Genomic DNA, 25,207 nt, shown 5'->3' with positions numbered 1-25,207 from the left:
GTGATGTCGCGTCCATGCAACTCAGCGAGCTGCTGGGCGGAGTCATACAGTGAGGTCTAACGACGCATGAAGATACGCGCTTACTGGTACCCGGAGCAGAATTTTGGAGACCGGCTTACTGAGATTTTCCTCCGAGAGTACGGCTTGACCCCTGAGAGAACTGAGCCTGATACAGCGCAAATCGTGTGCGTTGGCAGCGTGCTGGAAATGATCCCAGAGCACTACTCGGGAATTATTTTCGGAGCAGGCTGTATGATGGAAGGGACGAGAAAGAGATTTTCCAAGGCAACAATCTCCGCGCTCCGGGGAAGACTTACGCGGGAGCGAGTGTCAGCAACCAATGAGATTCCGCTGGGAGATCCGGGCTTGCTCATTTCGCGGTGGCCGATCGAGGGCCGCTCAATTCACTGGCCTCTTGGCATTCTCCCCCACTACGTGGATCAGAGCGATCCGCGTATCCATGCGATCCAGGCTCGCTACCCCCGCGACGTTCGGATAATTGATGTGCGCTTAGATCCCCTGCTTGTTGTCGAAGAGATTTCGCGGTGCGAGTGCCTTCTATCATCTTCACTGCACGGATTAGTGGCGGCCGATGCGATTGGCGTCTCCAACCGTTGGGTCGTGCTAAGCAACAATGTGTGCGGTGAAGGGTTCAAGTTCAGAGATTACTATTCTGCGATGGACATTAATGCGATTCCTTGCGCCATAAGTGAAAACGATTCTCTTTCGCATCTAACACAGCTTTGCCGCCAGCCATCGCCTCGAATTCCGAGCATTGCAGATTCGCTTCACGTCACACTGCAGAAGATCTCTACGACAATCGAGTGAAGCTGATCTCGGCCTTTAGGCTCTCCGATTGGTTGCGCGAATTAACACCACGTAACAAGCATGAACTTTTCTTGCACACTTGGCTGACTCGACTGTGAATCGCGGCTATTTGTAGGCCAACCAGAGGACTGGACGGCGCGAGTCAGTCGACGAGGGCAGTAAAGTGCCCAGCTTCGGTAACACGAACAACCTGTCGCTCAAAGCAGGATAGCGAGCCGCATTTACTGCGATGATTTAGAAATACGTTAAGCAGGCGCTCTGATAGAAAGGCTGGAGCCCTCTGCTGGTAGCGATCACGCGTCGAAAGGTTCATGGCAGTCTCAATGGAGAACAACAGCCCGAAGAGCCATGTGCAGTACTGATTAAATAGACATGCCCGCATGATGAACATATTGTAAAAACAAGCCTCGTGCCCGTGCATGACTTCATCATACGCGGCAATGTATTCCGGCGATATCGACGCGATTGCATCGCGACATAGCTTTAAATCGGATGCGAAGTGAACTGATTCGTACTGGCTGGCTACACTTTGCCCCATACCCGCTGCTTGCAGGTTTGTTTTGACAGGTACCACAATGTCGTGGCGTGCCATCGTATCGAGCACCGTATGCTCGTCGAGACCGAGTGACTCAATAGCGAGTGATCGATCACCGATAAAATCGCTTCTCCCAATCGGCTCGAGTAGGTTAAGAAATCGTCGGTAGTGCATCACCCCGTAAAAATCCGCGGGATGGTTTCGCCACGCCCAGTACATTGGCGTGAGTTCACAGTACCAATCGTTTTTGGATGAGATCGAATCCCCAGAATCGTCTCCAACTGTCCCCGCGATCAACGATCCACTCGACGCCCGACCTCCGTGTACTGGCCAGACGAAAGGCGTAGAGATGGTCGGGTACGGGAGATGGTAGCAGACAGTGATAATTGCCTGCCTCTGAGGTCTAATCATCTTCGCATTCCCCCCCCTGAAGACGCACGGTGATCCAATCTGCTGCTCGACACGGAATTGCACGAGCGAGTTAACCACCCTGAATCAAGTAGCGACGCAACTGCGACACGAGAAATCGAATGGCTGCGGACCGTGTCAGCGACGTTTCAGCGAATTTCATGGCATTAGCTGCGATCTCGGCGCATTGACTTGAATTTCGATTGGCCCATTCGATTTTTTCAACTAGGTCGGATAGGTCTTGAGCTACGGGAATGAAGTTAACGAAAGGAACAAGGCCGCCGTGCCAGTATTCAACATCGGAGCGATCCTGAACAAATACGGGGCGCCCTGAGAAGAACAACATTTTCAAACGCCCTGAGTAGCCGTACCCTTCGATGTCGATCAGGTAGCGATAATCGCAGTGATCCGGCAGGCTTTTGAAGACTCCCGCGGGTCTCGAGCGAGTCTCCCCTGGCAAGCGATGCCATTGCATGCCGATTGCCTCAATAAGATCAGGATTCTCCTTGGCGATTTCCAGCAACCGTTGCCGCCATCGATTCGTTGTAGCGGCGCCAATCCAGAACGCTTTTGGGACTTGAACGGGACGCCGCGAGGACTGAGTGATTTCTAGGCACATTTCGTCATAGTCGAAAATGCCCACCTCCTCCCAATTCATAAAAATGTAGTCTGGCACAGGAATTACGCGACTCGTATCAGTGCGGACAGTACAGCAAGCATGAACCTCGTTGCTGGCGTTCGTTGGCAGCAACTCAGGGGCTTTGTCCGTGCTGTGAACGACCAAGCGAAACGAATTCGGAAATGGACGCTCGAATTCCGAGAATGCTATCCGCAGCATGTCAGCGACAGTTTTTGTACGCGTTGCATAGCCATCGTGCGGCGTAATTCGTAATTCATCCGAATGCACGCAATAATCAGCAGAGGTGGTGCCGAACTGGGCGTCCATTTGGCTAGCTCACATTCTGTGAGGATCTAGGGCGCGGTCATCACTAGGCCGATGACACTGAGCGAAAATGCTTTTGGGAGGCACTCAGTGCGGCCGAGATTACTTGGTGCATGTCAAAGTAACGGTAGGAAGCCAATCTCCCGCCAATAAGATACCCTTTTTCTAATGCCATCTTTCGATATTTCGAATGCAATTGTCGATTCGCGTCGGTCTCGATCGGGTACGCTGGCTCCGATCCTTCGCTTGCCGTCGATTCGCGCGTCACCCACGTGACTTCGCTCGCGTCACTTAAAAAATGCTTGTGCTCCGTGCGACGCGTCCATGGAATGTCGACGTCTGCGAAATTCAAAACAGCTGCTCCTTGGACGTTCTTGCGCGGGATACGTTCGTGCTCTAGATTTACATAGCGCCAGTCGAGCCGCCCATGGCAGTTCTCGAACAGCGCATCGAGAGCACCCGTGTAAAGTACGGTTTTCGCTAGTGACGTAAACCGCGACTTCTCCTTGATAAAGTCCACGCTTAATTGAACCTCGATGCCATCCAGCATGCGCATGATCAGAGGCGTGTAGCCACCGCAGGGAACTCCTTGAAAGCGATCCGTAAAGTAATCGGTACTAAAAGTCTCGCGAACGGGAAGTCTCGCGAGTATTGAGGCGGGAAGTTCACGGGGATGTCGCCCCCATTGCTTCCAGGTGAATCCCCGAACCAGCTTTTCGTAAACTGACTTGCCCAACGTTGCGAGCGCATACTCCTCTAGATTATGCGGCTGACGATGTAACTCGATCCGATCGTCATCAAGCCGTGCCTTCAGCGATTCCGGCTCCACCTCGCCGTAAATCTCGTAGAGCGTCTGTAAGGTGAATGGAAGCGAATATAGCCGCCCCTTAGCAAGGGACATCGCGCGGTGCCGATATGGCGAAAATGTCGAGAACAGATTAATGAAGCGCCAAACGCGCTCGTTATTGGTGTGAAAGATGTGCGGACCGTACTGATGAATGGTAATACCGTCGGAGTCACGGGTGTAGCAGTTGCCGCCTATATGGTTGCGCCGATCGACTACCAAGCAGGTCGCACCGGCCTCGCGTGCGCACCACGCGAACGTACTGCCGTACAATCCGGCGCCGACAACGACAAAATCGTATTTGGGGGCAGCCATCTCATGCTGACATTTTAGTCGCTTGAAACGTGAAAGCACTCATACCGCATGATGCTCAAATCGATTTTTCGAAATGCTGATAATCCTTCGCGTGCTGCCAAGCTCCGCCCCACGTCCATCCCAATTCTGTGAACGCCTTCACAATGGGGTGGCTCGCTAGGAGCGTGCCGGGAACTTTTTCGTCGTAAGTCCCCCCGCGCGGGCTGACTTCTCTCCCTCTTACGTAGGGATTCAGTAGTGGGTTAATGTCTATCGCACGCCCCCATGCGTGGTATGAAAGCACGTCGGTTCCGTCAATTTCACGATAGTTGAATGCCGAAGAATTGTTCGCCTCCATCGACAGACAATCATCCCACTGGCCATTTCGCAAGAAAGAGGGATGAGCCATCGGGATCGCGGAATGGATCGGAAAGCGATGATCGCGGGCAATTCCAAAAACAATCGAAACATCCCTAGTTAAATCGCGGTCGATCACAACCTGCCCGCGATGCAACTTTCCATCAAAGGAATAGTATTCAACCTTTAACAGCTCCTGTCTCGCGATGATCTCCTCCGGGCAGTCAGCCCTGACTCCTTGGAAGGCCTCATCGCGAGTAAAGTTACAGTCGACCACCGAAGTGCTCCTGGGTAAGTCGCTTAGGCAGAGCAGAGAAATTTCCATAAGGCGTGACCATCCCGCTCAGCGGCTGCTGCACGAATTAAGTGCTGCAGCAGCTCGGAAATGCGGCGAAGTGCATCTGTAAATGGCGAGCACGCCGATCATACCATGGAGCGTCAGCTTCTCAAGAAAAATCGCATATGCCACAGGAATTTGGCGTTGCATGACGCTCACCGTTTCGAGGACGATGGCGGCCGCCTCGGAGCTCACTGCGGCATCGCAGGCAAGGCTCCACGGCACTCAGTAATGGCCGTGGCGCGATACGAACCGCCATGACCGTAAGCCGCGCCTTCAGGGCTTGCTACCGAAGGCAAACCATCTGCAAACACTTGCTGCTCACTCCGACGCACTCATTCAGTTTCATCGAGCGGGCACCTATGAAACTCTACCGCCCATACCTTGAACAAGGGATCGCCGGCACCTTCAGGGTTGTCACGCCAGTTCAGCTTGGCGACAGACTGATAAGCTTGTGGCACGAGATTCCTGACGCTTACGCGCCCCATGCTAGTTACGCGACAAACAATGCAGGTCTCGTGGCACTCTTGCTCGAGGCGATGCGTTGCAATGAAGCTATTACCTGCGAAGCTCCCGTCTCAGCGAAGCTGCTTCGCAACCTTCGTTACTACATGCATGCGATGAAGTCACTGTACCGCTCACTAAATGTCGTGGAGATCCACGCAGAGTCGATTCCGACGGCGAGCATTCCATCCTCGACTGTGTCGCACAGGGCAATGGGGTTGTCGTGCGGTGTTGACTCTTTAAGCACGCTAATGGACTGGTCGTATCGGTGCCAGCAGCCAGAGCGAAAGCTGACCTGTCTGTTCTTCGTAGACGCCGGATCCCACGGGAGGGGGCATGTTGCAGAGGAATTATTTAAAGCTAGGCTGCGAAGGGTTGAGTCTGCAGCGAAGCTGATCGGGCTACCCCTCATCGTCATTTGTTCAAATGTCAATGAAATTGTTACTGTTCCGTTCGAGGATTCGCACGCAGCCCGGACTGTTAGCTGCGTGCTTTCCCTTGAAGGATACGTGGGATCGTACTTGATGGCTTCCACCAATAGTTACCGAGACCTGTGCCCTGACGGTTCCAATTCGTTGTGTGATCAGCTTCTGTCATCAGACCGAATGGAAGTCGTCCACGACGGAGCTCAATTTTCGCGAGTTGAAAAAACTCAACGCATTGCGTCCTGGGATATGACTCATACTCATTTAAATGTTTGCACGATGGTGACACGCGAGGCGCGTAATTGCTCCTCGTGCTTCAAATGTATGCTTACCATGCTTGCGCTTGAACTCCTGGGACTTCAGGGCGAGTATTCCGCCGTATTTGACTATTCATCATATCGCAAGCTTAGGGGAGATTTCATTGCACGCATGCACGCTCGCGGCACCGGTTCCCCCAACTTCTACTGGCGAGAACTTGTCGATTATGCCGCCAAGAGTGGAAGCTCGCTTTAGCTGGAGAAACTTGTTTCGTAATGACCGGTAGAAGCGGTATGTGTGAAACGAAAGACTGCCAGTGTTTAATCAAGCGAATAGAGCATGCAGCGTGACTACTCATCTAAATGACACATGCGAAGCCCCTCCGCTTTTAGGACGGCTGCACGCAGCAATCTTGCTGGCCAGCCTGAAAATCAAATAAGTAAACTGCGCAATTCGGTCAGGATTGGCGGTAGAAACGACTGGTCGCTTTCAATTCCGACGGACAATATTTGAAGTGGATTGCTATGCCGGGGGGCGGCACTGATCTTCGCATTGGACGTTCACCGGCGGAACTGCAGATCGAATTAGGCCACCTATTGTCACTCTTCCGTTTATCACTCTTCCGTCGGGCAATACAGTTATGCACTCTTCCATTTGCCCAGCATCGTCGGCAAGCCTCGCCGACCCGCACATCGATGAATAGGCGCCATCTAGTTCGAGTGTGAAGGACTCGTCATACGATCGACCACGACGGCGGGCATCCTTCTGCTCGTTCGCTTCCATCTTTCGGACCTCCTCAGAGACCATTATCCGGCCCCCGCCACTGTCCGAAAGTCGTGGGCTATCGCAGTATTAATTCGAGACCTCTTCGGTGTAGACATGGCATCCGGGAAGAGCAGCTTCAAGTCGTTCAACACCTTGCGGGGTTACACGCGTCCGCGAAAGATCTAATGACTTAAGTCGCTGGAGTTTCTCAAGCGGCGCTAGATCTTCATCCCCGATGTTAGTGTCGTTGAGCCATAACCTTTCCAATAACTGAAGGGTTGCCAAGTCCGGTAGGTCCTTCCCCGAAATGCCAGTGGCTTCAAGCGAAAGATTACGCAGATTCTCGAATTTATGAATGCAGGTTAGCCCATTTGCAAAACTAGAGGCCGCGAGTCTCATTGACTTTATATTTAACACAGGTACGAGTCGGGAGACTTCACAGAGGTCTACGAACGCTGCATCGATCAATAAGTCTTCTAGATTCGTCAGATTCTTTAGGAACTCCAATGGCGGTGCGCTCATAGTTGGTGGAACTATCCAAAGCGACCGGAGCTGCGTCAAACGGCCAATCGATGCGTACGCATCGGAATCGATGTTGCATTTAAAGAGATAAAGTCGACTCCACCCGTCAATGTGCGATAACTCAGTGATGTGATCAGACGTGACGTTCATCCGATTAAAGCCAATGGCTCTAACCGAATGTGCTTTACTAAGTTGCCTTAAATCCGCGAGTAGTGTAGACGGTCCGAATCGTACATCTTTAACCCTGCCGAACAGACTGTTCCCGGCTATGCGTCGCAAACGCTGCCGAAAATAACCGTCAGAACCGTCGCTTTCAGCGTATGGCCATATGGCCTGGTCATAGTAGACCTCGCCGCCAGTTCTAATAGCCGCGGCAATGAGTTGATTTTCATGGCGGGCGCGTCGATATTCAATTCCTAACCAGCTAAGCGCTGCGCATACAATACTTACTAGGATAATCAAAGTGCGTAGTCGAAAGCTTAATGGAATTCGTCTTGCAGCAGTTTGATTGACCATGAGCGCGCGTATTTTGCGACTAGGGGTAAGCGTGAGAGTGACCAGCCTCAAATTCCTGTGCCACCCGCTATGAAGGTTTCGGTTAGGGTGACTTCTCTGCACTGCTGGAGCCGAGGAGAGGGCTGAGGCGTAGCCGAAGTCCTCTCCGGAGCGGAAGCAGTGCAGCGGTCGGCGAACACGGCCGGGGCGACGTACCCCAGCGAACCGTGCGGCCGACGATGGTTGTAGTCATCTTTCCAAGCTGCGGTGAGCTTCCTCGCCGCAGCCAAACTCGTGAACTCCTCCACAGCCAAGAACTCATCGCGCAATCGACTGTGGAAGCTCTCGACGTAGCCGTTTTCCCAGGGGCTGCCCGGCTCGACGTAGAGCGTCTCGACGCCGACCTGGGCGAGCCACTTCCGCACAGCGTGAGCGATGAACTCGGGTCCGTTGTCGCTGCGAATGTGCTGCGGCACGCCCCGCATCGCCAACAGCTCGGCGAGCGTATCGATGACGTCTTCGCTGGTGATGCTGCGATCTACTTTCAAGGTCAGGCGTTCCCGTGTGTACTCGTCCACGATTGACAGCCACTTCAGCGGACTCCCGGCGGTGGTCCGGTCGAACACGAAGTCCCACGTCCAGACGGGGTCTTTCGCCTCCGCACGCTTGTGGACGAGGCCATTGGCACTCGTGCCTAATCGCCGGCGTTTTCGCTTCTTCTGCGGCACTTTCAGCCCTTCTTGTCGCCATAGTCGCAGCATCCGCGTCGCACTGGCTCGATAACCTTCCGCTCGCAATAGCACCCCGATCCGGCGATAGCCGAACCGTGGACGCTCGCGCACCAACTCGCGAATTCGCTTCAGCAGCGCTGCTTCGTCGTCGCGCGGGCGGCTCTGACGCCGCTGACTAGAACGAGGCTGACTCAGGACTCGACAGGCCCTTCGCTCGGACGTCTTGAACTGTGAACGCAACTCAACGACCGCCTCACGCTTCCGGGAAGGGCTCCCCAGTTTCCCTCCGTGATGTGCTTCAGCATCTGAATGTCGAGGGCTTGGTCGGCCACTAAACGCTTCAGGCGAGCGTTCTCGTCTTCCAACTTCTTCAGCCGGACCGCCTCCTCTGACTTCATGCCCCCGTACTGCAGGCGCCAACGCTCCAGCGTCGACTCGCTCACTTCGAGCGATTGCAGCCCTGCCGACAAATCCTTCCCAGCGGTCAGCATCGCATCCGCGTCACGCAACTTACGAACAATCTGCTCCGGCGAATGACGACGACGACGTTTCGTACTCATCTGCGGGTCTCCTCGCCCCAAGGGCTGATTCGACCTTCATGACGCATGGATCAGGAAATCGATAGCAGGCCAAGAGGAAAGCAAGTTGGGAGATACGGCCTGGCGTGTACAGGCTTCCAATCAACGACACGTGAATAAAATGAGCCAGTAAACCATTAGGGGCGTAGTAAAATGGCTTAACAAGGAAAGGTTGCGGGAAGGGCTGGCCACGCGGGCCAGACGACGCCGACGTTCCCGCACCTACCATCTGCCAGCGCTTGGTCAGCCGGATCAAGGTGCAGCAAAGCTGTGGAGACGCCGGGCCCAGGCGCATTCACTCCCCAACCAACTGTCATAACAGTGTGGGGGGAAATGTTTACTGTAGAAGTGCGGGTTTGGGTAAAGGTTTTACTTGTTTGGAAGGTTTTCGTCTGCCAAAAGCACGGAAAAATGTAGTATGTACAAACGCAATTGACGAGAATCGTTAATTTTCTCGTGGCGGTGCATTCTATGAGAGACGTTGGTGCCGCGGAAACTGTACCAGGATTTGTTCCAGGTCCAATTGAGAACCCACCGGCAGTCGCAGTAACGGTCGTTGGTCCAGCAATATACGAGACAGGCGTACATGCTAGCCCCGACGGGTCAGTTAATTTAACAGGATTGCTTGCCACATAACGATAAACGTTCGGGCCATCGTAGTACTCCATAGGATCTCGACTCATCCACCTCCCTAACTGGATGTGTAAGTACCGCCGCCGGTTGATCTGCAGGCCACTCTCCAGGTCAATCTCTCTTCCGGTAAAGCGGTACTCCCACTGATAATCGGTCCCTGAGTACGCAGAGAAGTTGGGGTTGAGCGGTTCGCTCTGCCCGTAGGGCTGATAGGCGAAGCGTTCCTGCACGGCACCCGCACTGGTTGTCAGAGCGACGACGTTGAACAGAGCGTCTTGTAGGGCATAGAGCCGATTGACGTATCCTGGCCCGACGTCGAAACGATCTCGGAGCACGAGATTGTCAACGTAACGGCTCCCCCACACCTGTTGCTGATCGGCGCTCGTCGAAGAGCCGAGCCGTTCCTCGATGACCTGCCATTGATCCGAGTAGTAATAATGGCGAACCGTGCCGAAGAATCCAGGAATGGACTTTACTGCCCTTCGATTGAGTCCATCGTATTGATATTCCGCGACGACGCCGCTCGAATCAGCTAGCTTCACAAGTCGATTCCAGGCGTCCCACGTTGCTGTATAGGAGTCGTCGAGCGTACCGGGCTGAGCCAACGAACTCATGTTGCCATTGGCATTGTAGGCCGGTGTTGCCCAGTCAAGACCTACTGTTTCGCTGATGTCAGTAATTTCGTTGACCGTATTCGAAGTACGGGTCTGCGTAAGGGCGCTTTGCACCGTCTGGCTGAAGCCTGACCAATTCCCAGTTTGATCAAGCGTCCAATCTTGCGTCAGCGTCGGACTTCCGGTCAATCCCGTGTTTGCGCCATTCAGCAGGCCCCGATCAAAACTAGTCAGCCGATTAAGCCCGTCGTAGCCGTAGAGCTCGTCGAAAAACGCGGAGTTCGTTCGAGCCACTTCATCTCGACGGTAGGTGCGGTTGCCGGCCCGATCATAGCCGTAGCCAAGTCGCACTAACTCAGTCGAGCCTTGCTTCCACTGGAGGTCGACGATTCTCCCGAATCGATCCATCCCCGCGTATGGATTGCTGCCGCTGCTGGTGACGAGCGTGTACTCGACGTCGGTCGAAGGCTCGGGATACTTCTCGATGACGAACTGCCCGAGTCCGAGATATTCGTATGTGGCAACGTCGGTGCCTTTCCAAGCGAGTTTCTCGATCCGACTAAGCTTGTCGTTCTTTCCGCCTGACGAGCCGTAGCCGTAACTCAGGGCATTTGAGTTGGGATATGTGGAACCGGTGGGGCGGATCGTGTTGGTTGACCCATTCTCGTACGCGTACTGCACCTTCGGCGACGTACTCACGTTCACCGCCGCTCCATGCTGCTGGTATTCGGTCGCCAGTTGACTGAAGTCATTGTAGGCATACTGGACGTCGCTCGTGACGCTTCCGCCACTCGTGGCTGAGCGGCTAAGAACATGTTGTAGACGTTGGCGATTATCATAGGTCCATTCGAGCCGCCGCACGGCGCCGTCGACGCCGCCCGCAATCGTCGTCACGCGATCGTCCGTTTGTCGGCCGAGCTTGTCGTAGGCGTACTCGTGAATCGAACCATTCTGGTCCGCCATCTTCGTGCGCTGGCTTTGGCGATTGTATTCGTACGTCACGTATCCATTGTCGGGACAGGTCGTCATGCGGAGCAAGTCTTTGGTCGCCACGGCCGAATTCGTCAGGTCAACGCCGTACGCGTACGTCGTCGTCTGGCTGCCCGTCGTGCCGTTGATGGCTGTGAGCGTGGCGACTTGACCGTCGGCCGTGTAGGTCGTCTGCACCTCCTCGGTCGGCGAACTTCCGTAATTGCTAACGACGCTTGTCACTCGGCGTGCTGCGTCGTAACCGCTGCGCGTCACTTGACCGACGGGATCCGTTTGATCTAGTATCTGGCCGGAGGAATTGAACGCGATCGTCGACACGAGCATGGTGTCGCTGGGAGCGGGCGCCGACGAAGGTCGCGTCGGCGGCCCGGCGTTGTTGTTCGTGCCATAGTTGGCCGTCGCCGTCAGGCGTCCGCTCCCATCATACCAGGAGGCTGAATAGCTATCTCGGCTCTTGGGCTGACTTCCCGAATGCCCGTTTAGGGCACCGTTCCCGGTGGCGTCGTGCCACCGCTGCTTCGCCGTCGAGAAGGTAACATTGCTTGCCGCGTCGTACTGCTGTTGCGACTCTTCGAAGATGACGTCGTTCGTCACGCTCTGTGGCGCATCATCGCCGGTGCCGCTGTAGTAGCCGACGTACCTCGCTGCTTGACGACCGATCGCGTCGTATACGGTCTTCGTGAATGCCTGACTCCCTGCCGATAGGCTCTTCAGAACATTCCCCCCCGCATCGTACCAAGTATTGTCGATGAGCGCATTGCCGGCGACGCCGGCATCGCTGACGGCGTACCGCTTCGTTTGATAGACGCTGCCGCGACTGTCGTAGAACACTTCGTTCTTGCCGGTCAAGACGTTCGGGGCGCCAGTTCGCTCCTGCCGAGCGACGACGGTACGATTGAGGTTGTCGATCTCCGCGACGTCATGGAACACATTCGTTCCGTCCGTCGTGATCACGGTGGTCCGCCGATCACGCCAGTCGTAGCGGTATTCGACGATGCGATCATTGGCCGAGACGCCGTCGACTGGACTAGTGACCTTCGTCAGCAGGCCGTCGAGCGAATTGTTTCCCGAACCGTAGGCGTCGGCGTCGTATTGGTTGATCGCAACTGCCTTCATGTTGTTCGGCGAGCCGCTGCCGGCGGGATTGGCGTCGGTCGCCCCGTCGTCGTTCGTGCCGACCCAACTTGACAGCCCAAGTCCCCGCGCGTCGTAAACCGTGCGAATGATCGTTCCGGCCGGCGACTTGGCGTAGTTATGCCGCCCCATCGCGTCGTCGCCGAAGTCGGTCTGATCGTAGTTGACGCCGCTGCTGCCGCTGCCGCTCGCGGGTATTGTATGATAAATCCGCGTTGACTGAAGGCGTCCGTCGTCGTACTCATTATGCATCCAGGCTCTCCAACTTGATTGCGGGAAGCTGTCGCCCGCGGTCAGCGCGCCTGAGTTCTCGACGCCGCTGCCGCGGACGGCGTTGATCTCGTCGACGATCTGGCCGCTGGCGTCGGTCCGCGTGATCGACACGGGGTTGACCAGCGTGTAGCTGTTGGTCCCGATGAGATAGCCTTTCGCGCGGCGAACTTCATGGTCAGCATCTAGATAAACTGTCCATTCAACAGTCCTTACCGTTTGGCCGTTGACGTCATGAGCCGGATCTCGCGTCTCGACGATGCGGCCCATGCCGTCCGAGATGTAATTCGTAATGAGGTTCAAGCCGGTGGGGTCTTGGGTCCTTTGCGACACCGTTCCCGTTGTATCGTCATAATCGTATTCGGTGACTGTGCCACGCGGATCAGTTTCTTTTTCAAGACGGCCTTGAACATCGAATTCCTGAATCTGCGTATTCCCTATGAGCCAGGCGCCGCCGTTTTGAGGGGCGTCAACGTCAGGCAGGCCAGTCGTCACCTTTTTAAGCTGGGTCTTGCCAGTATGAAATTCGTTCGTGAACGTCGTTTCGACCGGATCGCTGCCGCCCGAGGCGTCGCTTCGGTAGACAATCTGCTTCGTGAGCACATAGATCGTCGCGGCATTCGTTCCGGAGCCAACAGTGTGGGAGCCGTACTCCGCCTTCTGTAGCTTGATCGACGAGCCGGCGGTTCCTTGTTGGACTTGCTTGGATTCAGGATAGCCGGGAGCGGTCTGGTCATCCGCGTAATACGTTGTAATCTGAACTAGCCCCTTGTTCGCGTTCAGTTGCACATCGAGCGTCGGGTCGGAGTCATCGTAGGGCGTGGCCGTCATGTCGATTGCCGACGGACTGTAGCGATGCGTAGCGCGTCCGACGGCCTTCGAGTGGTTGCCGAGAGAGCCAGCGTTGTCTTCGAACCGAACGTAAGTGATCCAGCGGTCGCTACCCTGCTGATTGTCCACCAACATGTCTTGGCTGATATGATTGGCGTAGACGATCTTCGTCGACCCGTCCGGCAGCGTTGCCTCGGCCCGCAATTGCCAACTATTGTATCCGTCAGCAAATCCGCTCTCCGTGTAGGAGATCGCATAAGTCTGACTGCCGCCGTGAGTCTTTGCCTGGATAACTCGCTGAGTGCTTGGATCGTATTGGTAAGCCTTCGAAGCCACTGCAGCGATCTGACTGTCGCTCGCTCCTTCGGGATCAATCAAGCTGGCATAGGCAGTTGGTCCTACGACGTACTTCAGGCCGCCGACGTAACCCGTCGGCGAATTTGATGTGTAATAGCGGTAATAATGAACCGAAACATTTTCCCAAGAAACGCCTTGAGGCGTTTGCAACGTAACCGTCTTCAGGTCTCCGGCATTGCCCTTATGTGCAATCGTGCTGTCGTAGTAAGCCAGCAGCACTCGCCCGACGGCCGTTTGATGAGGCTGGGCGACGGTTCCTCGATACAGCGTCACCATCGTCACGAGGTTATCCGTGTAGTCGAACACTCGCGACTCGACGTCGTCTCCGACCGTCCGCCTTTTCTCGATAATACGGCCCGCGTTCTGTAAAAATTCGGTTACTTGGCCGCCAGGAGTAATCTGCTTGGAGACGAGCTCTGTGATGGCATCGAATTCCCAAACCGTTCCATCGGGGTCGGTGATTCGCCAGATATTGGCGTCGCGAACAAGGGTTTGACGCGCACCAAATTCGGCAGTGTAAGTTGAACCGCTCTGGGTGAACCAAATTGACTTAGCGCCACGGCCCGGCGTCCAGACGAACGCCAGTTCGCCGCCGCTCCCTTGAGTCATGTACGCGAATGCGTCCATCATCCAGTTGGCACCGACGTTGCCCTGGAAATTCGCCGGCACCCCATCATTGTTCCAACGATTCGACCAAGTGAGACGAAAATTCCCTGCATGCGGCGTCAATAAGTAACTGTTAGACTCTTCTACTCCCCCGGTCGCATAGTTCACAGGGCATGTTCCGCCACTGCACCCGGAGTTTGCGCCGCTGCACTCGCACTCGTCAGGGCATTGTGGATCGGGAGTTGGCTTAGGTTGCGTGCCCATGCGATTGCTTCCTGTCAAAAGTTCCGTTCGTGGGAACCCGATTGCAATTGACGGTAAAAGCTATTCAGTCGGCAGAAGACGAAGTCTCATCTTGCGTGGCTTCAATTGCTCTCCTTCCCAGGCGCCATCGGATGCCGGCGTCAGTCGGCAACGGCGTCTTCCGTCGCTCCCGAAGAAGAGCAAGTGGCCTTGTTCGCAGCCCCAAAAAAGCTCATTCGGCCCTTCGCCTTCAAGAACGCGCCCGCCGTCCCCCAAACGAATTGGCCAGCGATTGTGCCCTAAGCGGTCATAGATAAAACGTTGACCACTGATTGATTCGCTAAACGCCCGATCCTCCGCCGTCATGCGACGAAGCAAATGCACTTCCGGCTTCCATTGACGGCGCAGTTCATCTAAGAACTGCAAGCAAAGCTGTTCGTGCTCGAATCCAGGAATCGTTGTGTTATGGCCGTAAAGAGACCACTTTCGATAAAATCGGTGCTGAAATAGCACGTCGCCGCCAAAGTCATGTTGCTGGAGCGTAAACAGAAGCTCCCCAGAAGCAAACTTATCCGGCCAACTGATCGGTTGATCTAGGCGCTGCCAAGCGAAACGGAACGTTTCCTTGTCGCCGTAGACGTGCTGATAGTAGAAGTTGGAATGCTGGTTGTACCAGTTGCACAAATGCAACGCTTCCCAGCAGCGCGATTTGTCGAGCAGAATTTGACCGCTTTCCTGGTCTGGTGACTCTTGAGGATTTGCCCCAAAAATCTTCCACAGCGGGCTATTAAGCGGCGTGCGAAAATGTGCAGGATCAGGCCAAAAGACAGTGCCACTGTCTTTGTACTGGGGCGAATCAAGTAGGTACGTCGGATCACGAACGGGAACATTATCGGCGTCGAGAAAAAGGACTTCCCGAAACTTGCTATGCAGGATTGCGTACGGCTTTAGCTCCCATCCCCGCAACCGCCGATGCGGGTGTTCCTTCAGAACTGACGCAGCATTGACACACGTTGCGCCGTACGACTCCAGCAAGCGCACAAGTTCTGGATCAAACTCATCGTCGTCGAGTGCCCAAACCTCAATTGGGAGGTCGCAGCCAAGGAACCGTAGCAGTCGGACCAGGACCCAAGCACAGGCTCCGTATTTAACCCCGCCTCCGCAGGTAACGATGCCGCGGCCTTCGAACTTTTTGTCTTGATATGAAGCTATTGTTTTGAGGAAGTCATCCGCATGGGCTGAAGCCGATTCAACTGTCAACTCCATTGGCATCGCTTATTCCTCGAAGTCATGCAAGCGACAAAAGCATCGAACTGGGAGCAGGCGTGTGGGCATGGTAATCAATTCTGATGCGGATTACAAGAAAGAATTTCGATTCGGTTGATAGAGTCTTTTATTTGATCGCACGCAATGGTGATTAATGCTAAAGACGGCCTCGGATGTGTACCTCGCGTCGCTGGGATTCTTGCCAGATGCCGTCATCGATCAAGCTCCCGCGCGCACTGCTGGCTCTATGTGCATCCACAGTTTGTTTGGTTCAGTGGTCGCCTACGCCTTTCCCCATTGTTGAAGCCCTGAGGTCCGCATGTGCGAAGAGTCGACGAGCATGCAGTACGAATTCGCATACGGTTTTATGCAATGAGAATCAACGGCGGGCAACTATGCCCAGCAAGGAATGCTTTCTGTCAGCACTTTGCGCGGGTTCGCTACGCCGAACCGGGGACTGAATGTGCTATTGGTGGACAATTTCCTGACCATTGAGTAGCGTCTCTGTTCGTGGCATTATCGGCCATGAATCAGAAGCTTGTTTTCATCGACCTAGAAGTGGGAGGACCGAACCCCAAACGCCATCCGATCATCCAGCTTGGAGCAATCGCTGTTGATTCACGTTTGGAAGTCCTCGAGGCCTTTGAAGCGAAAATACGCTTCAATCACAGAAGCGCTAATGCCTACAGTCTGCGCAAGAATTCGTATCATCCAGGCATCTGGGCTACCGAGGCGTGCGAGCCGAAGGCGGTTGCCAAGGAGTTTGCGCAATTCCTGCGAAGGCACGCGACCGCTGCCACCATCTCCAACAAAGGAGACAGCTATCAGGTGGCGCAGCTTGTGGCCCACAACGCTCACTTTGACGGATCGTTTCTCATCGATTGGTACGAGCGATTGGGGGTCTATCTTCCTGCCAAGCGGCAACTGCTGTGTACGTTGCAGCTGGCGTTGTGGCGTTGTGTCACCTCAGGAGAAAATCCCCCGGCCAATTTTCAGCTGGCAACGCTGTGTGCACACTTTGGCGTGCCGCTCCATGCCGCAAAAGCTCATGACGCCCTAAGTGACGTGACCGCCACGGTGCAGCTGTTTCGGGCACTCGCGCCCGCCGTCGATTTAAGCCCTCGTCGACCTGGGTATGTCTGATTTGAGTAGTTGTCCCGCCCGAGGTGCGATCACACGGAACCACTATTTAGTGAGGAGAAGTTGTGCTACTGGAGGTGCGACTTCGTCGTCGATCGCACGAGCGCCGGCGCCAGAATAGGGATAGAGATGTCCCAGTAATGAAGCGGCTCGCTTAATGAGGCTGTTCGTTACGAAGTCTTCCGCAGAGTTAGCTTTTTGTTTGCGCGGCGGAGCAGGATTTTTGACGTTACTAGTGTCAGCGATGTTTAATCTCTACACACTCTTATGTGGGACCTCGTTGGCCGATGCCGTAACTGCGAACGTAGCGACTACTAGGAAAACAGTGCCCTTCATCGAGGCATTCTTTCACAAACATGCCCCCGTGAGGCCGTGCCATGTCGTTCCCAGGCTGATAAATAAGGTTCTTATAGCGATGTGTTATGTGCTTGATCGCAGGGAGTGATGCTTTTCACTGCTGCCAAGTGGCGATAATGATTACAGCTATACGGTAAGGAATAAAAACTTGCTTAAGGATTGATTTGGTCGCATCATCGCTCCAGAAACTTTTATTTGGAGGATGTATGACCAACGAACTAGAAACGGAAACTAAGAAGCAGAAATCCGGCGGCGGCAAAGGGGAAACAAAGCCCGTCAAGTCATTTCGTGACGGCGGAATTTCCGCGATGATTTGGAAACGGGAATCATCAACCGGCTTCCCCTACTACGAGTACTCAATCAGTCGCTCATGGAAAGCATCTACCGGCAAAACCGGCTACTCGTCTAACTACTTCGCAAAGAACCAAGCCCAGCTGCTGAACGTGATTCAGCAAGCGTCTACTTGGATTGCCGAGAATGAAGCTCAGCTAGTTCAAGCCGAGTCTTTGGCCGCGTAGATGAAGGGGGCAGGCTCTGCGCTTGCAGGTCTGCGTGCGAAAAGGGGCCGCAGAGGCCCCACTTCTCCCGTCTAGAATCAGCCATTTACGTAGTCTGAAATTTCTGGCCTTACCGTGCGGAATGTAGTAAAATGTTACTATGTCAACTCAACTTCAAATCTCACTTGCTCCTGATGTAGAAGCGCGCCTGCGGGCCCAGGCTAGTGCCTGCGGCGAAGAGTTGGAGCGTCACGCTGAGCGAGTCTTAAGCGGAACCTTATTGGCGCCGTCACTGGATGAGGTTCTCGCTTCCTTCCGCAAAGAGGTTGCCGCAAGTGGAGCCTCTGACGATGACCTCGACTCCTTCTACGAAGGATTGCGGGACCAAGTCTTCAATGACCGCAAGCCGAAGAAGAGTGCGTGATAGTCGTTTACGATTGCATGCTTTTCTTTCGCTCTGCCGCTCGTCCTGAGCGAGTTTCCAGGCTTTTTGAATTGGTCGATTCCGGCAAAGTAACGCTCGCCCTAGGGGCTGAAGTTCTTGCCGAAATCCATGACGTGCTGAATCGCACCGAACACCAAAGCAAATTCGCTACCCTGACGCCTGAGGCGGTCACTCTCTTTCTGCAGCACTTCCTCCGCACCAGCTTCTGGATTGACGCTGTGCCGGAGCAATACGAACTGAAGCGAGACCCGAAAGACAGCAAATACATCAATCTCGCTCTGGCGTCAGGAGCGGCTTGGCTGGTCACTTGGGACAAAGATCTGCTCGAACTTAGCCGTTCTGATTCTGCCGTCGGCCAGGAGTTCAGGGCCCTCTATCCCCGCCTGCGCATCGGCACGCCGGAGAACTTCTTAGCGGAATCGTTCGCATAGAAGCGAGACCATACTCGCAGGCACTACCGTCTTCGGTATACTTTGGTGCGTTGATTGCCAACCGTTCACAATTACGGATCTTGCTATGGACGCGATGTTCTTTAAGTTCGTGAAGGAAGAATGGAAAGACATTACAGAGTCTGCAAATCAAGTGTGGACAGACCACCAACTTCGCTGCCATGGAACTCACTCTCGTGAAATCTTTGACGCTGTGAAGGAGTATTGTGGTCAACCAGTCCCAAGCGACATGCCTGAACTGGCAAAAAGAATGATTGATCACTCAAAGTTGATTCTGAAAATCCACCGGAGTCGACCAGACTAGATGCTAAGCCGCCCGGTCAACCTCTAGTGGTTCAAACGCCTTCACAATGTTTCTTCTCCAGCGGACCGAGTCCATCAGCACCTGGCCGAAACCGGCTGCCTTTCGCTTCTTATTGACCAACCGAACTATTTTTCTGAGCTGACGCCAGACCGGCTTGTAAGGTTCAAACGGCAAGCCGTTTATCTCCACCGCCAGCCGCTCGGCCGTCCGGTGACACGCAATGGACAGGAAGTAAGCCCGCAGCTCGGTATACCGCTCCCGGGAGATGAGCACCCGAGCATGGAACTTTTCGTCCCGCACTGGAACTTCATCCTTCGAGCATTTCTTCTTGAAATCCCCCCTCTTCAGGTAGATGGAATACCCCTCAATCTGAATCGGAGCTTCGCGGATGTCTCGAAGCTGAGACTGCTCGGCCGACTTCATCGGATGGCTGCCTTCGGTCGCCATCAGCACCCAGGTCCGGTCGAACCTGACGTACTGAAGGTTGGCGAGCCCCTTCTCTTTACGACGGGCTCGAGTCCACTCGCTCTGGACGACCTCGTACTTTTCGAGCAACTTCTTGTCGATGGCTCGAGGGTCTTTGCCCTCGCCTACCGTCCCTTGAACGTAGTGACAGTAGCCATGCCGCAGCAAGCAAGTTGCGATTCGTTGCACGAACCCCGTCACGGAAGTCGTCTCGTACTTGTATGGTTCATTTCTCATTTCCAGCTCTCCTTTTTATGGAGACTCAAACTGCAAGCCGTCATAAAAAGGGGCAAGCTTCTTGCTTGCCCGGAGAAAAACATTCAATGCGAAATCAGCTTGGCGACTGATGCGGAACTGTCCATCGTTCTCGCCTCACGCCAAGTAGGTGACTTCGCAAAACCTCGAAGGAAAAACCTAGCCTTCGATTTTTGCGAACCTTCCATGCCACGCAGCCGCATTCATTTCTCGCGGGCTGCTACTAAACTCTTAGCAGCAGCCCGCCCAATTTCATGCTAACCGTGTTGCTAAACACCTCGGTGAAAAACCGTCGTGTGCAAAGCACACGTCGCCTGTCCACCGCCAATTCGCTGCCAAAAGACTTCTCTTCTCCCGAAGAGAACTCGTTTGACCACCATGCTTCCAACCAAGGACCGCCGGAGGCCTCGACATGGAGGGCCTCCGGCACAGTTATCCGTCTGGCTTTGTAAGCCAGTCGTCGCTTTCGTCGGCTCTCATGCTCGGGGTACCACCCCCAAGCAAGCACGGGTCATGACTGCCTTGCCATGACCATCGGGACGGCTCCGCCGCCCGACAGTTCGAGACCTTCGTCTCGACCACCGCCCGGAACTCTCACACGCTCCCGCGTGCTTGAGCTCCGGCTCTCTACTTGCGACCCGCTCCCTCGCCGTCGAATTTAAAGCACCAAGGCGACGAGCCTTGGCACCGGTTACCAACCGGCCTCGACGGCGATTCCTACGTTAGTCAGAATCTTCACGTTTCGAATCTCGTGGGTGAGAGGTGTGACCCTCATGGCGAACGATTCTAGGTGCGGCCGCCAGGCCGTCCTACTTTCCACCTGGCACTTTCGTGCCCGGCGATTTCCGGGGTACGAGTCTAGAAGCTCCCCCTACCGTGTGAATCATCCACTTGTCCCCCTCGGCCCTTCGCTATCGCGAGTGACCGAGAATCTCGGCAATCGACTTTCGAAACATTTACCGGCAAGCGATTACTCGCCTTTCATCGTTGAGCTTTTCACGTCACCAGACTTACTGGTGTACTCGAAGGACGTCACTCCCCCGACACGGCCTCTTGCGAGGCTCGTGGCTCCCGACGCCGGACAACGTTGAACGCTCCCAGAAGGAGACGAACCCCGCGTGTGGATTTGGCTGCACAAGTGCAGCCGCACCGACTTTGAATACTGACGGCTCTGACCAGAACTTCTGTCAGAGAATTTCCGTATCGCCCCGCATCGGGGCGAGAAAAGAACATTGAACTATAGGATAGAATGATGAGATTACTTCGAGCGTCATCGCTGCCATACAAAGGCAGCGAGCGATTTCGAGATTACTTCATCAAGCCTCCTTCGCACTGAGCGAGCATGTCTCCATGCACTCAGCGCTACCGGCAGAACGCGTGAGGGATGGTAAATCCCCTCTCCTTGGCCTGGTTGGTGACCAAGCTAAACGGATGCGTTCTCCAGACGGATAACTGCTGCCAAAGCGTTTACGAACATCGACAGTCGGGAAAACCTATCCTGGTTTCCCTGAGTGTCCGTATAACACGCAAACTGCCCCTAATCAAATCCTGCCAGGCAGTCGCTTCTCCGGCTAGTCAAACCTTCTTCGGCTCTGTTTTGATTGTGCCGCAGCGGTCAAGGTCCGCTCGTCGGAGCGCACCGGGAAGTCTCGCTGCTGCTTTGCTGCGCAAAGGCTCCACCTTGACTCGCCGCGGATGGCGGCACGCAGAGCCGATTCTCGGTTCATTTAACGTATAAATAATGTGGAGGAATTAATGAGCATTACTGTGAAAGAAAAGGAGCATTGGAAAGAACGTATCGCGCAAAAGATTGAGCGAGCCATCACCGAGCTGCTTGAAAAGAGCGACCCGCGGTACATGGAGCAAGTCTCGCTCCAGGCGCGTGAGAAAGCTATCGAGGCGCTTGGGGGAACGCAACTCTTGAGCGATCTCAACGCACTTAGTGAGCAGGAAGACGCCGTCCAAAAGGAGATCGAGAACACGCAGCAAAAGCTTGCCGACTTGGCAAAGCGAGTAGGCATCAAACCTGTAGCCCGCTACTACGGTTCTCGCGACAACATCGAGACGTGGGAGAAAGCTGTGGCAACCCGACAAGCGATTTCTGAAAGGGAACTGCTGTCCAAAGACGCTCTGGGCCAACAGGTTCTCAAGCTTCGCGGCGAGCAAGAAGCGCTCCTGGATACGGTTTGGCTGAGTACTTCACCTCTCCAGATTCGGGAACTATGGAAGAACGTTACCGAGCTAGTCTCTGGCGAATTGCCCGAACTGCAGAAGAAAGTTCTTTCGACGTCGCCTCCGAGCGGACACGCCAAGGGGACGAGTGACCAGTCCGGTTCTCGCGACTAGTTCGCACAGGCTCATTCGCCGATGCAGGTCGACGACGCCTCGCGTCAACTTGTCGGCGGTGAGCCTTTCGACAATTTCCACACGGTTTCGCGCCGGAATTCACTGAATCATCTTCGACGACACAGGATTCTTTCCGATCTGGATGACAACCGATTCCTTGCATCTGCTTTGTTTTTCAAGTTCCCGTCGAGAGGCATCACGCTCGGAGCTGCTCTGCAAAGTTCGCGGCCAGACCTTGCGGAACTGTCACTCTCTTTGCCGGTCGAGGCAGCGCGGCGTTTATTGATGCCGCAGCGACTGTCACTCCTCCAACGCAGGCAATTTGCATTTCATCCGCCGGGTGCGGAAACGCAATTTACCTTTAACTTATGGAGAAAAGAAAAATGAAAAAGCAAAGCAACAAGACAACGAACAAACCGGTTCACACCGTCCGCATCGGAGCTGTGTCCGCGAGCGTATTTCTCAATGATGGGAAAGACGGCGCGAAGTTCCCGTCGGCAATCATCCGCAGGTCATACAAGACCGAGGCGGGTTTCAAAGACTCGTCGAGCTACGGCGGAAGGCACCTCAATGAGTTGGCGGCAGTCGTCTCAGGTCTTCAGGCATGGTTCGCAGCCAACTACCCTGACACCGGCAAGTAGGCCGGTCGGCGGGCGGGGCGATTCGTCCCCGCCCGCTTTTTCTTATCTTCGTTGGAGGGTACAAGAAGCGTCAGCTTCGGAGCTTCTGGAATTATCGGGCATTTGTCGACAGCATCAGACTGAGCAACTCGCAGCACGGCTTCGGCGGCGGCGAGCTTTTCGCGTACGTCGTGAGCGACGATGGATGCCATCCCCAACATTCGGCAGGCATCGGCATGGAATCCCGTGAGAGCGAGAGCCTTGGCAATGGTTCGGAGGTCGGCTTCCGACCGCGACAGCAATTCCGGTAGTGTCATTTCCATAGCCAGGAAACCACGTTGGTTAATTGAGATACGTGTTCCCAATTTAGTGGTTGGGCACCCGCAATGTTAGTACCTAACGCCACACTCATTTTATGGAAATGATACCTTGTCGGCTTTTGCGACAGGAACACCCCAAGACGAATCGGACCAACAAAGGATGGGTTCAGAATTGTGAGGTAATCGGAAATTAAAGAGTCTTCCTTCTTGCGACCTATCATCCTTTAGGGCCCCGGCAGGGTGACACCCCAAACGATGACAGGCCGACGAAGGAAGAAGATAGTGGCTATGCAGCGGACTTTTCTGCTTTGCACTGAGTAGAAAGGAATTGCCTAGCGCCTCGCTCCAGTACCATGCGGCGGTAGACCGAGAAGGCAGAGGTCTTCGCTTGTTTGGATCTTAGGTAGCCTTCCGCAAGAGTTGCACCCACATGCTCAAGCATTGACTCTTCGAGGTCGGCGAGTTCCGTTGGCGTTAATGCCATGAGGTACGCATCGACTGCTGATTGATCGGGCGCCACATTCTCAATGGGCGAACTAATTCGTGGCATCTCGGCGACGACGGCGGGCTTCGTTTGCAGTTGCTTCTTGGGCGGAGCATACCCTTCTCGAATCGACTTGACCAAGTACCCAGCCGGATTTCGGATCGACTCGCGATCCTTCTTTTCAAGTAAGCGGTCGAGCACCTCCATCTGCATCTCGATCAACTCCGCCGGAAACTCACGCACAATTTCCGTCGCAACGGACGGCGTCACGCCGCGATCCGCTAGTCTCTTAATCAATTGAGATTCTTCTTTGCCGAGTAGCTCAACTTGCGGAACTGCTTTCTTGATGAAGACAATCTTCCATTGGCCGCGACTGATCTTAACGTATCGCTGTGCTACCGGCATCGCTTCGAGGAAACCCACCGCTTCCAATTCATCGATCGCTGGTTGAAGTCGACGCTTCAGTTGCCCCGTATCGTAGTTGCGGCTGACGCCAATGTGCTCGCAGGCAAACTCTGCGAGATCGAATTCCCAGCGGGACTTATGATAAAACCGTTTGTCGAGAAAACGGTACATCCGTTTCGCCGCGGCGTATTCAAGCTGCCGAAAGAGCCCGAGGTCAATCGCCTTCAAGTAGCCCGATTTGAAACTGCGAAAGACGACTTCGTTCCACGCGAATGATGAAAGAGGCTGCTCGGAGTTGCTGCTGCGTAATCGCTTCAGCCTTCGTTCTTGGTCGTAGAGCGTGACTTGCTCCAGGATGTGAAAGTTTTCGTCAACCCATGTTTGCTCGTCTTTATCCCACCATGCCTTGTCGTAGTAGAGCGTAACGCCAAGCCAGCGCTTGAGCGACTTCTCCAGGCGATCGTAACTCCGACCTTCATGGCGCCAACCCAAGATTTGGATGAGTTGGTAGCGACTGAAGTTCACTTTTCGTTCGGTGAAGCGATTTTGCTTCGTAAGTTGAATGAGCCCGAGGATCACTTCGTCGTCGAGTGAAGTCGGCAGCCCGTACTTGTCGGACGCTGAGATTGTGAGCCGCCGCGTGATCATTTCTGATCGACCAGAATCGAAAATGCGATCTTCGAAGACGAGCGTCTTTTGATTGTCGGGAACGCGGTCGGCGATTGCCGCCAGCGGGAATTCAGCGAGATTCAGTTCATCACGTCCATCATCGAGGTCGAATGGCAGCGGCGACTTGGTGACTAGTGATTCAGTGCGATTAGCATCTTCCATCATTTCTTTTAAAAAAAAGCAGCAACAGTCCTCTGTTGTTGCAAGTTACTTAAAGTTATTAACACAAGAGTTACACCCTTGAAAAGCCTTTTTTTATCGAATACTTACCCTCGTTTTTTCTGTCTCATTTCACCTTAGAGCGAGAAGATTCCCTGTCTCGTTTCCCTTCAGTCCCTGCTTCATTTCACGCTAGTTCCCTGTTTCATTTCCCTCTAGCCAGTAGAGATTCCCTGTCTCGATTCACCGTAGCTCCCTGTCTCACTTCACCGTAGTGAGCCCAAACGTCCATTGCCTGAGTTTGTAGGCAATTCCTGTCCCGCTTCACTCTAGTTGGCTGGATCAGACGATCACGCGACGATGGAACCCTGCTTCATTTCCCTGTAACTTGCAAGGGATTTCTGCACGCCTTCCCTCTAAGGGATTGACGTACGTTTTCGGCAGGTCTGGTTTATGATCTAACGCCGGAAATGAGTCGGGGATTGATTCAATGCAAGCATGCTTGCTGACTTGCTGGCGGACTT

The 25,207-nt window shown here is 54.4% G+C and carries 19 protein-coding genes and 1 pseudogene; 10 read left to right on the top strand and 10 right to left on the bottom strand.

Annotated features, from left to right (window positions below; translation table 11 throughout):
* The first annotated feature begins 66 nt into the window (after positions 1-66).
* Complete coding sequence (locus tag ACQY7R_RS09730) at positions 67-828, top strand: polysaccharide pyruvyl transferase family protein (RefSeq protein WP_428305407.1); 762 nt, start codon at positions 67-69, stop codon at positions 826-828.
* 142 nt (positions 829-970) lie between these two features.
* Here the strand turns inward: ACQY7R_RS09730 and ACQY7R_RS09725 are convergent, their stop codons facing one another.
* From ACQY7R_RS09725 to ACQY7R_RS09710, 4 genes are all read right to left on the bottom strand, one after another.
* Positions 971-1,774: a DUF4422 domain-containing protein gene (locus ACQY7R_RS09725; RefSeq protein ID WP_428305406.1), complete on the bottom strand. Its 804-nt coding sequence runs from the start codon at positions 1,772-1,774 to the stop codon at positions 971-973.
* Positions 1,775-1,844: 70 nt separating this feature from the next.
* A complete protein-coding gene (locus ACQY7R_RS09720; protein ID WP_428305405.1) occupies positions 1,845-2,717 on the bottom strand; it encodes a glycosyl transferase family 90 in 873 nt (290 codons plus the stop codon).
* 43 nt (positions 2,718-2,760) lie between these two features.
* The gene (glf, locus tag ACQY7R_RS09715) at positions 2,761-3,873 is read right to left on the bottom strand and encodes a UDP-galactopyranose mutase (RefSeq protein WP_428305404.1); all 1,113 of its coding nucleotides are present in this window, start codon (positions 3,871-3,873) and stop codon (positions 2,761-2,763) included.
* Positions 3,874-3,928: 55 nt separating this feature from the next.
* A complete protein-coding gene (locus tag ACQY7R_RS09710) occupies positions 3,929-4,486 on the bottom strand; it encodes a M15 family metallopeptidase (RefSeq protein ID WP_428305403.1) in 558 nt (185 codons plus the stop codon).
* A 422-nt stretch (positions 4,487-4,908) separates the two neighbouring features.
* Between ACQY7R_RS09710 and ACQY7R_RS09705 the strand changes: the two genes are divergently transcribed.
* A complete protein-coding gene (locus ACQY7R_RS09705) occupies positions 4,909-5,988 on the top strand; it encodes a hypothetical protein (RefSeq protein ID WP_428305402.1) in 1,080 nt (359 codons plus the stop codon).
* 1,727 nt (positions 5,989-7,715) lie between these two features.
* Here the strand turns inward: ACQY7R_RS09705 and ACQY7R_RS09700 are convergent.
* The 3 genes and pseudogenes from ACQY7R_RS09700 to ACQY7R_RS09690 all read right to left on the bottom strand — a co-directional run.
* A pseudogene (locus ACQY7R_RS09700) lies at positions 7,716-8,806 on the bottom strand (IS3 family transposase); the annotation flags it as partial.
* A 176-nt stretch (positions 8,807-8,982) separates the two neighbouring features.
* Positions 8,983-14,322 carry an RHS repeat-associated core domain-containing protein gene (locus ACQY7R_RS09695; RefSeq protein ID WP_428305401.1) on the bottom strand — a complete coding sequence of 1,780 codons (5,340 nt, stop codon included), beginning with the start codon at positions 14,320-14,322 and terminating at the stop codon, positions 8,983-8,985.
* 261 nt (positions 14,323-14,583) lie between these two features.
* Entirely contained in the window at positions 14,584-15,774 is a 1,191-nt protein-coding gene (locus ACQY7R_RS09690; RefSeq protein WP_428305400.1) for a hypothetical protein, read from the bottom strand.
* A gap of 519 nt (positions 15,775-16,293) precedes the next feature.
* Here ACQY7R_RS09690 and ACQY7R_RS09685 point away from each other — a divergent pair.
* The 5 genes from ACQY7R_RS09685 to ACQY7R_RS09665 all read left to right on the top strand — a co-directional run bounded on the left by ACQY7R_RS09685 (position 16,294) and on the right by ACQY7R_RS09665 (position 18,960).
* On the top strand, positions 16,294-16,911 hold the full coding sequence (locus tag ACQY7R_RS09685) for a 3'-5' exonuclease (RefSeq protein WP_428305399.1): 618 nt from the start codon (positions 16,294-16,296) through the stop codon (positions 16,909-16,911).
* Between the two features lie 560 nt (positions 16,912-17,471).
* Complete coding sequence (locus tag ACQY7R_RS09680) at positions 17,472-17,783, top strand: hypothetical protein (protein WP_428305398.1); 312 nt, start codon at positions 17,472-17,474, stop codon at positions 17,781-17,783.
* Positions 17,784-17,922: 139 nt separating this feature from the next.
* On the top strand, positions 17,923-18,186 hold the full coding sequence (locus ACQY7R_RS09675) for a hypothetical protein (RefSeq protein ID WP_428305397.1): 264 nt from the start codon (positions 17,923-17,925) through the stop codon (positions 18,184-18,186).
* Positions 18,183-18,638 (top strand): putative toxin-antitoxin system toxin component, PIN family, encoded by a 456-nt coding sequence (locus ACQY7R_RS09670; RefSeq protein ID WP_428305396.1) that lies wholly within the window; start codon positions 18,183-18,185, stop codon positions 18,636-18,638. The genes ACQY7R_RS09675 and ACQY7R_RS09670 overlap by 4 nt, the downstream gene beginning before the upstream one ends.
* Positions 18,639-18,723: 85 nt before the next feature.
* Positions 18,724-18,960, top strand: a complete 237-nt coding sequence (locus tag ACQY7R_RS09665; protein ID WP_428305395.1) for a hypothetical protein — start codon at positions 18,724-18,726, stop codon at positions 18,958-18,960.
* Positions 18,961-18,963: 3 nt separating this feature from the next.
* Here the strand turns inward: ACQY7R_RS09665 and ACQY7R_RS09660 are convergent, their stop codons facing one another.
* Positions 18,964-19,662: a hypothetical protein gene (locus ACQY7R_RS09660; protein ID WP_428305394.1), complete on the bottom strand. Its 699-nt coding sequence runs from the start codon at positions 19,660-19,662 to the stop codon at positions 18,964-18,966.
* Between the two features lie 1,761 nt (positions 19,663-21,423).
* On the opposite strand from ACQY7R_RS09660, the gene ACQY7R_RS09655 reads away from it, so the two are divergent.
* The 3 genes from ACQY7R_RS09655 to ACQY7R_RS09645 are packed head-to-tail and all read left to right on the top strand — an operon-like array spanning position 21,424 to position 22,667.
* The gene (locus tag ACQY7R_RS09655) at positions 21,424-22,026 is read left to right on the top strand and encodes a hypothetical protein (RefSeq protein ID WP_428305393.1); all 603 of its coding nucleotides are present in this window, start codon (positions 21,424-21,426) and stop codon (positions 22,024-22,026) included.
* A 21-nt stretch (positions 22,027-22,047) separates the two neighbouring features.
* On the top strand, positions 22,048-22,413 hold the full coding sequence (locus ACQY7R_RS09650; RefSeq protein WP_152099882.1) for a hypothetical protein: 366 nt from the start codon (positions 22,048-22,050) through the stop codon (positions 22,411-22,413).
* Positions 22,410-22,667 carry a hypothetical protein gene (locus tag ACQY7R_RS09645; protein WP_428305392.1) on the top strand — a complete coding sequence of 86 codons (258 nt, stop codon included), beginning with the start codon at positions 22,410-22,412 and terminating at the stop codon, positions 22,665-22,667. Before ACQY7R_RS09650 ends, ACQY7R_RS09645 begins: the two co-directional genes overlap by 4 nt.
* On the opposite strand, the gene ACQY7R_RS09640 is transcribed toward ACQY7R_RS09645, so the two are convergent.
* On the bottom strand, positions 22,646-22,858 hold the full coding sequence (locus tag ACQY7R_RS09640; RefSeq protein ID WP_428305391.1) for a hypothetical protein: 213 nt from the start codon (positions 22,856-22,858) through the stop codon (positions 22,646-22,648). The two genes, ACQY7R_RS09645 and ACQY7R_RS09640, sit on opposite strands and share 22 nt — an antisense overlap.
* Before the next feature lie 394 nt (positions 22,859-23,252).
* Positions 23,253-24,686 carry a replication initiator protein A gene (locus tag ACQY7R_RS09635; RefSeq protein WP_428305390.1) on the bottom strand — a complete coding sequence of 478 codons (1,434 nt, stop codon included), beginning with the start codon at positions 24,684-24,686 and terminating at the stop codon, positions 23,253-23,255.
* Positions 24,687-25,207 lie beyond the last annotated feature (521 nt).

Origin of the sequence: Lacipirellula sp. (assembly GCF_965279485.1) — a bacterium.
GTDB lineage: Bacteria > Planctomycetota > Planctomycetia > Pirellulales > Lacipirellulaceae > Lacipirellula.
Note: the sequence above shows the minus strand (reverse complement) of the source record. Positions and strands in the feature narration are given on the sequence as shown.

Bases quoted from the DNA above. Each gene is read 5' to 3' on its own strand.
- ACQY7R_RS09730 (WP_428305407.1), top strand. From the start codon at position 67: ATGAAGATACGCGCTTACTGGTACCCGGAGCAGAATTTTGGAGACCGG.
- ACQY7R_RS09725 (WP_428305406.1), bottom strand. From the start codon at position 1,774: ATGATTAGACCTCAGAGGCAGGCAATTATCACTGTCTGCTACCATCTC.
- ACQY7R_RS09720 (WP_428305405.1), bottom strand. From the start codon at position 2,717: ATGGACGCCCAGTTCGGCACCACCTCTGCTGATTATTGCGTGCATTCG.
- glf (WP_428305404.1), bottom strand. From the start codon at position 3,873: ATGGCTGCCCCCAAATACGATTTTGTCGTTGTCGGCGCCGGATTGTAC.
- ACQY7R_RS09705 (WP_428305402.1), top strand. From the start codon at position 4,909: ATGAAACTCTACCGCCCATACCTTGAACAAGGGATCGCCGGCACCTTC.
- ACQY7R_RS09690 (WP_428305400.1), bottom strand. From the start codon at position 15,774: ATGCCAATGGAGTTGACAGTTGAATCGGCTTCAGCCCATGCGGATGAC.
- ACQY7R_RS09685 (WP_428305399.1), top strand. From the start codon at position 16,294: ATGAATCAGAAGCTTGTTTTCATCGACCTAGAAGTGGGAGGACCGAAC.
- ACQY7R_RS09680 (WP_428305398.1), top strand. From the start codon at position 17,472: ATGACCAACGAACTAGAAACGGAAACTAAGAAGCAGAAATCCGGCGGC.
- ACQY7R_RS09675 (WP_428305397.1), top strand. From the start codon at position 17,923: ATGTCAACTCAACTTCAAATCTCACTTGCTCCTGATGTAGAAGCGCGC.
- ACQY7R_RS09665 (WP_428305395.1), top strand. From the start codon at position 18,724: ATGGACGCGATGTTCTTTAAGTTCGTGAAGGAAGAATGGAAAGACATT.
- ACQY7R_RS09660 (WP_428305394.1), bottom strand. From the start codon at position 19,662: ATGAGAAATGAACCATACAAGTACGAGACGACTTCCGTGACGGGGTTC.
- ACQY7R_RS09650 (WP_152099882.1), top strand. From the start codon at position 22,048: ATGCAGGTCGACGACGCCTCGCGTCAACTTGTCGGCGGTGAGCCTTTC.
- ACQY7R_RS09645 (WP_428305392.1), top strand. From the start codon at position 22,410: ATGAAAAAGCAAAGCAACAAGACAACGAACAAACCGGTTCACACCGTC.
- ACQY7R_RS09640 (WP_428305391.1), bottom strand. From the start codon at position 22,858: ATGGCATCCATCGTCGCTCACGACGTACGCGAAAAGCTCGCCGCCGCC.
- ACQY7R_RS09635 (WP_428305390.1), bottom strand. From the start codon at position 24,686: ATGGAAGATGCTAATCGCACTGAATCACTAGTCACCAAGTCGCCGCTG.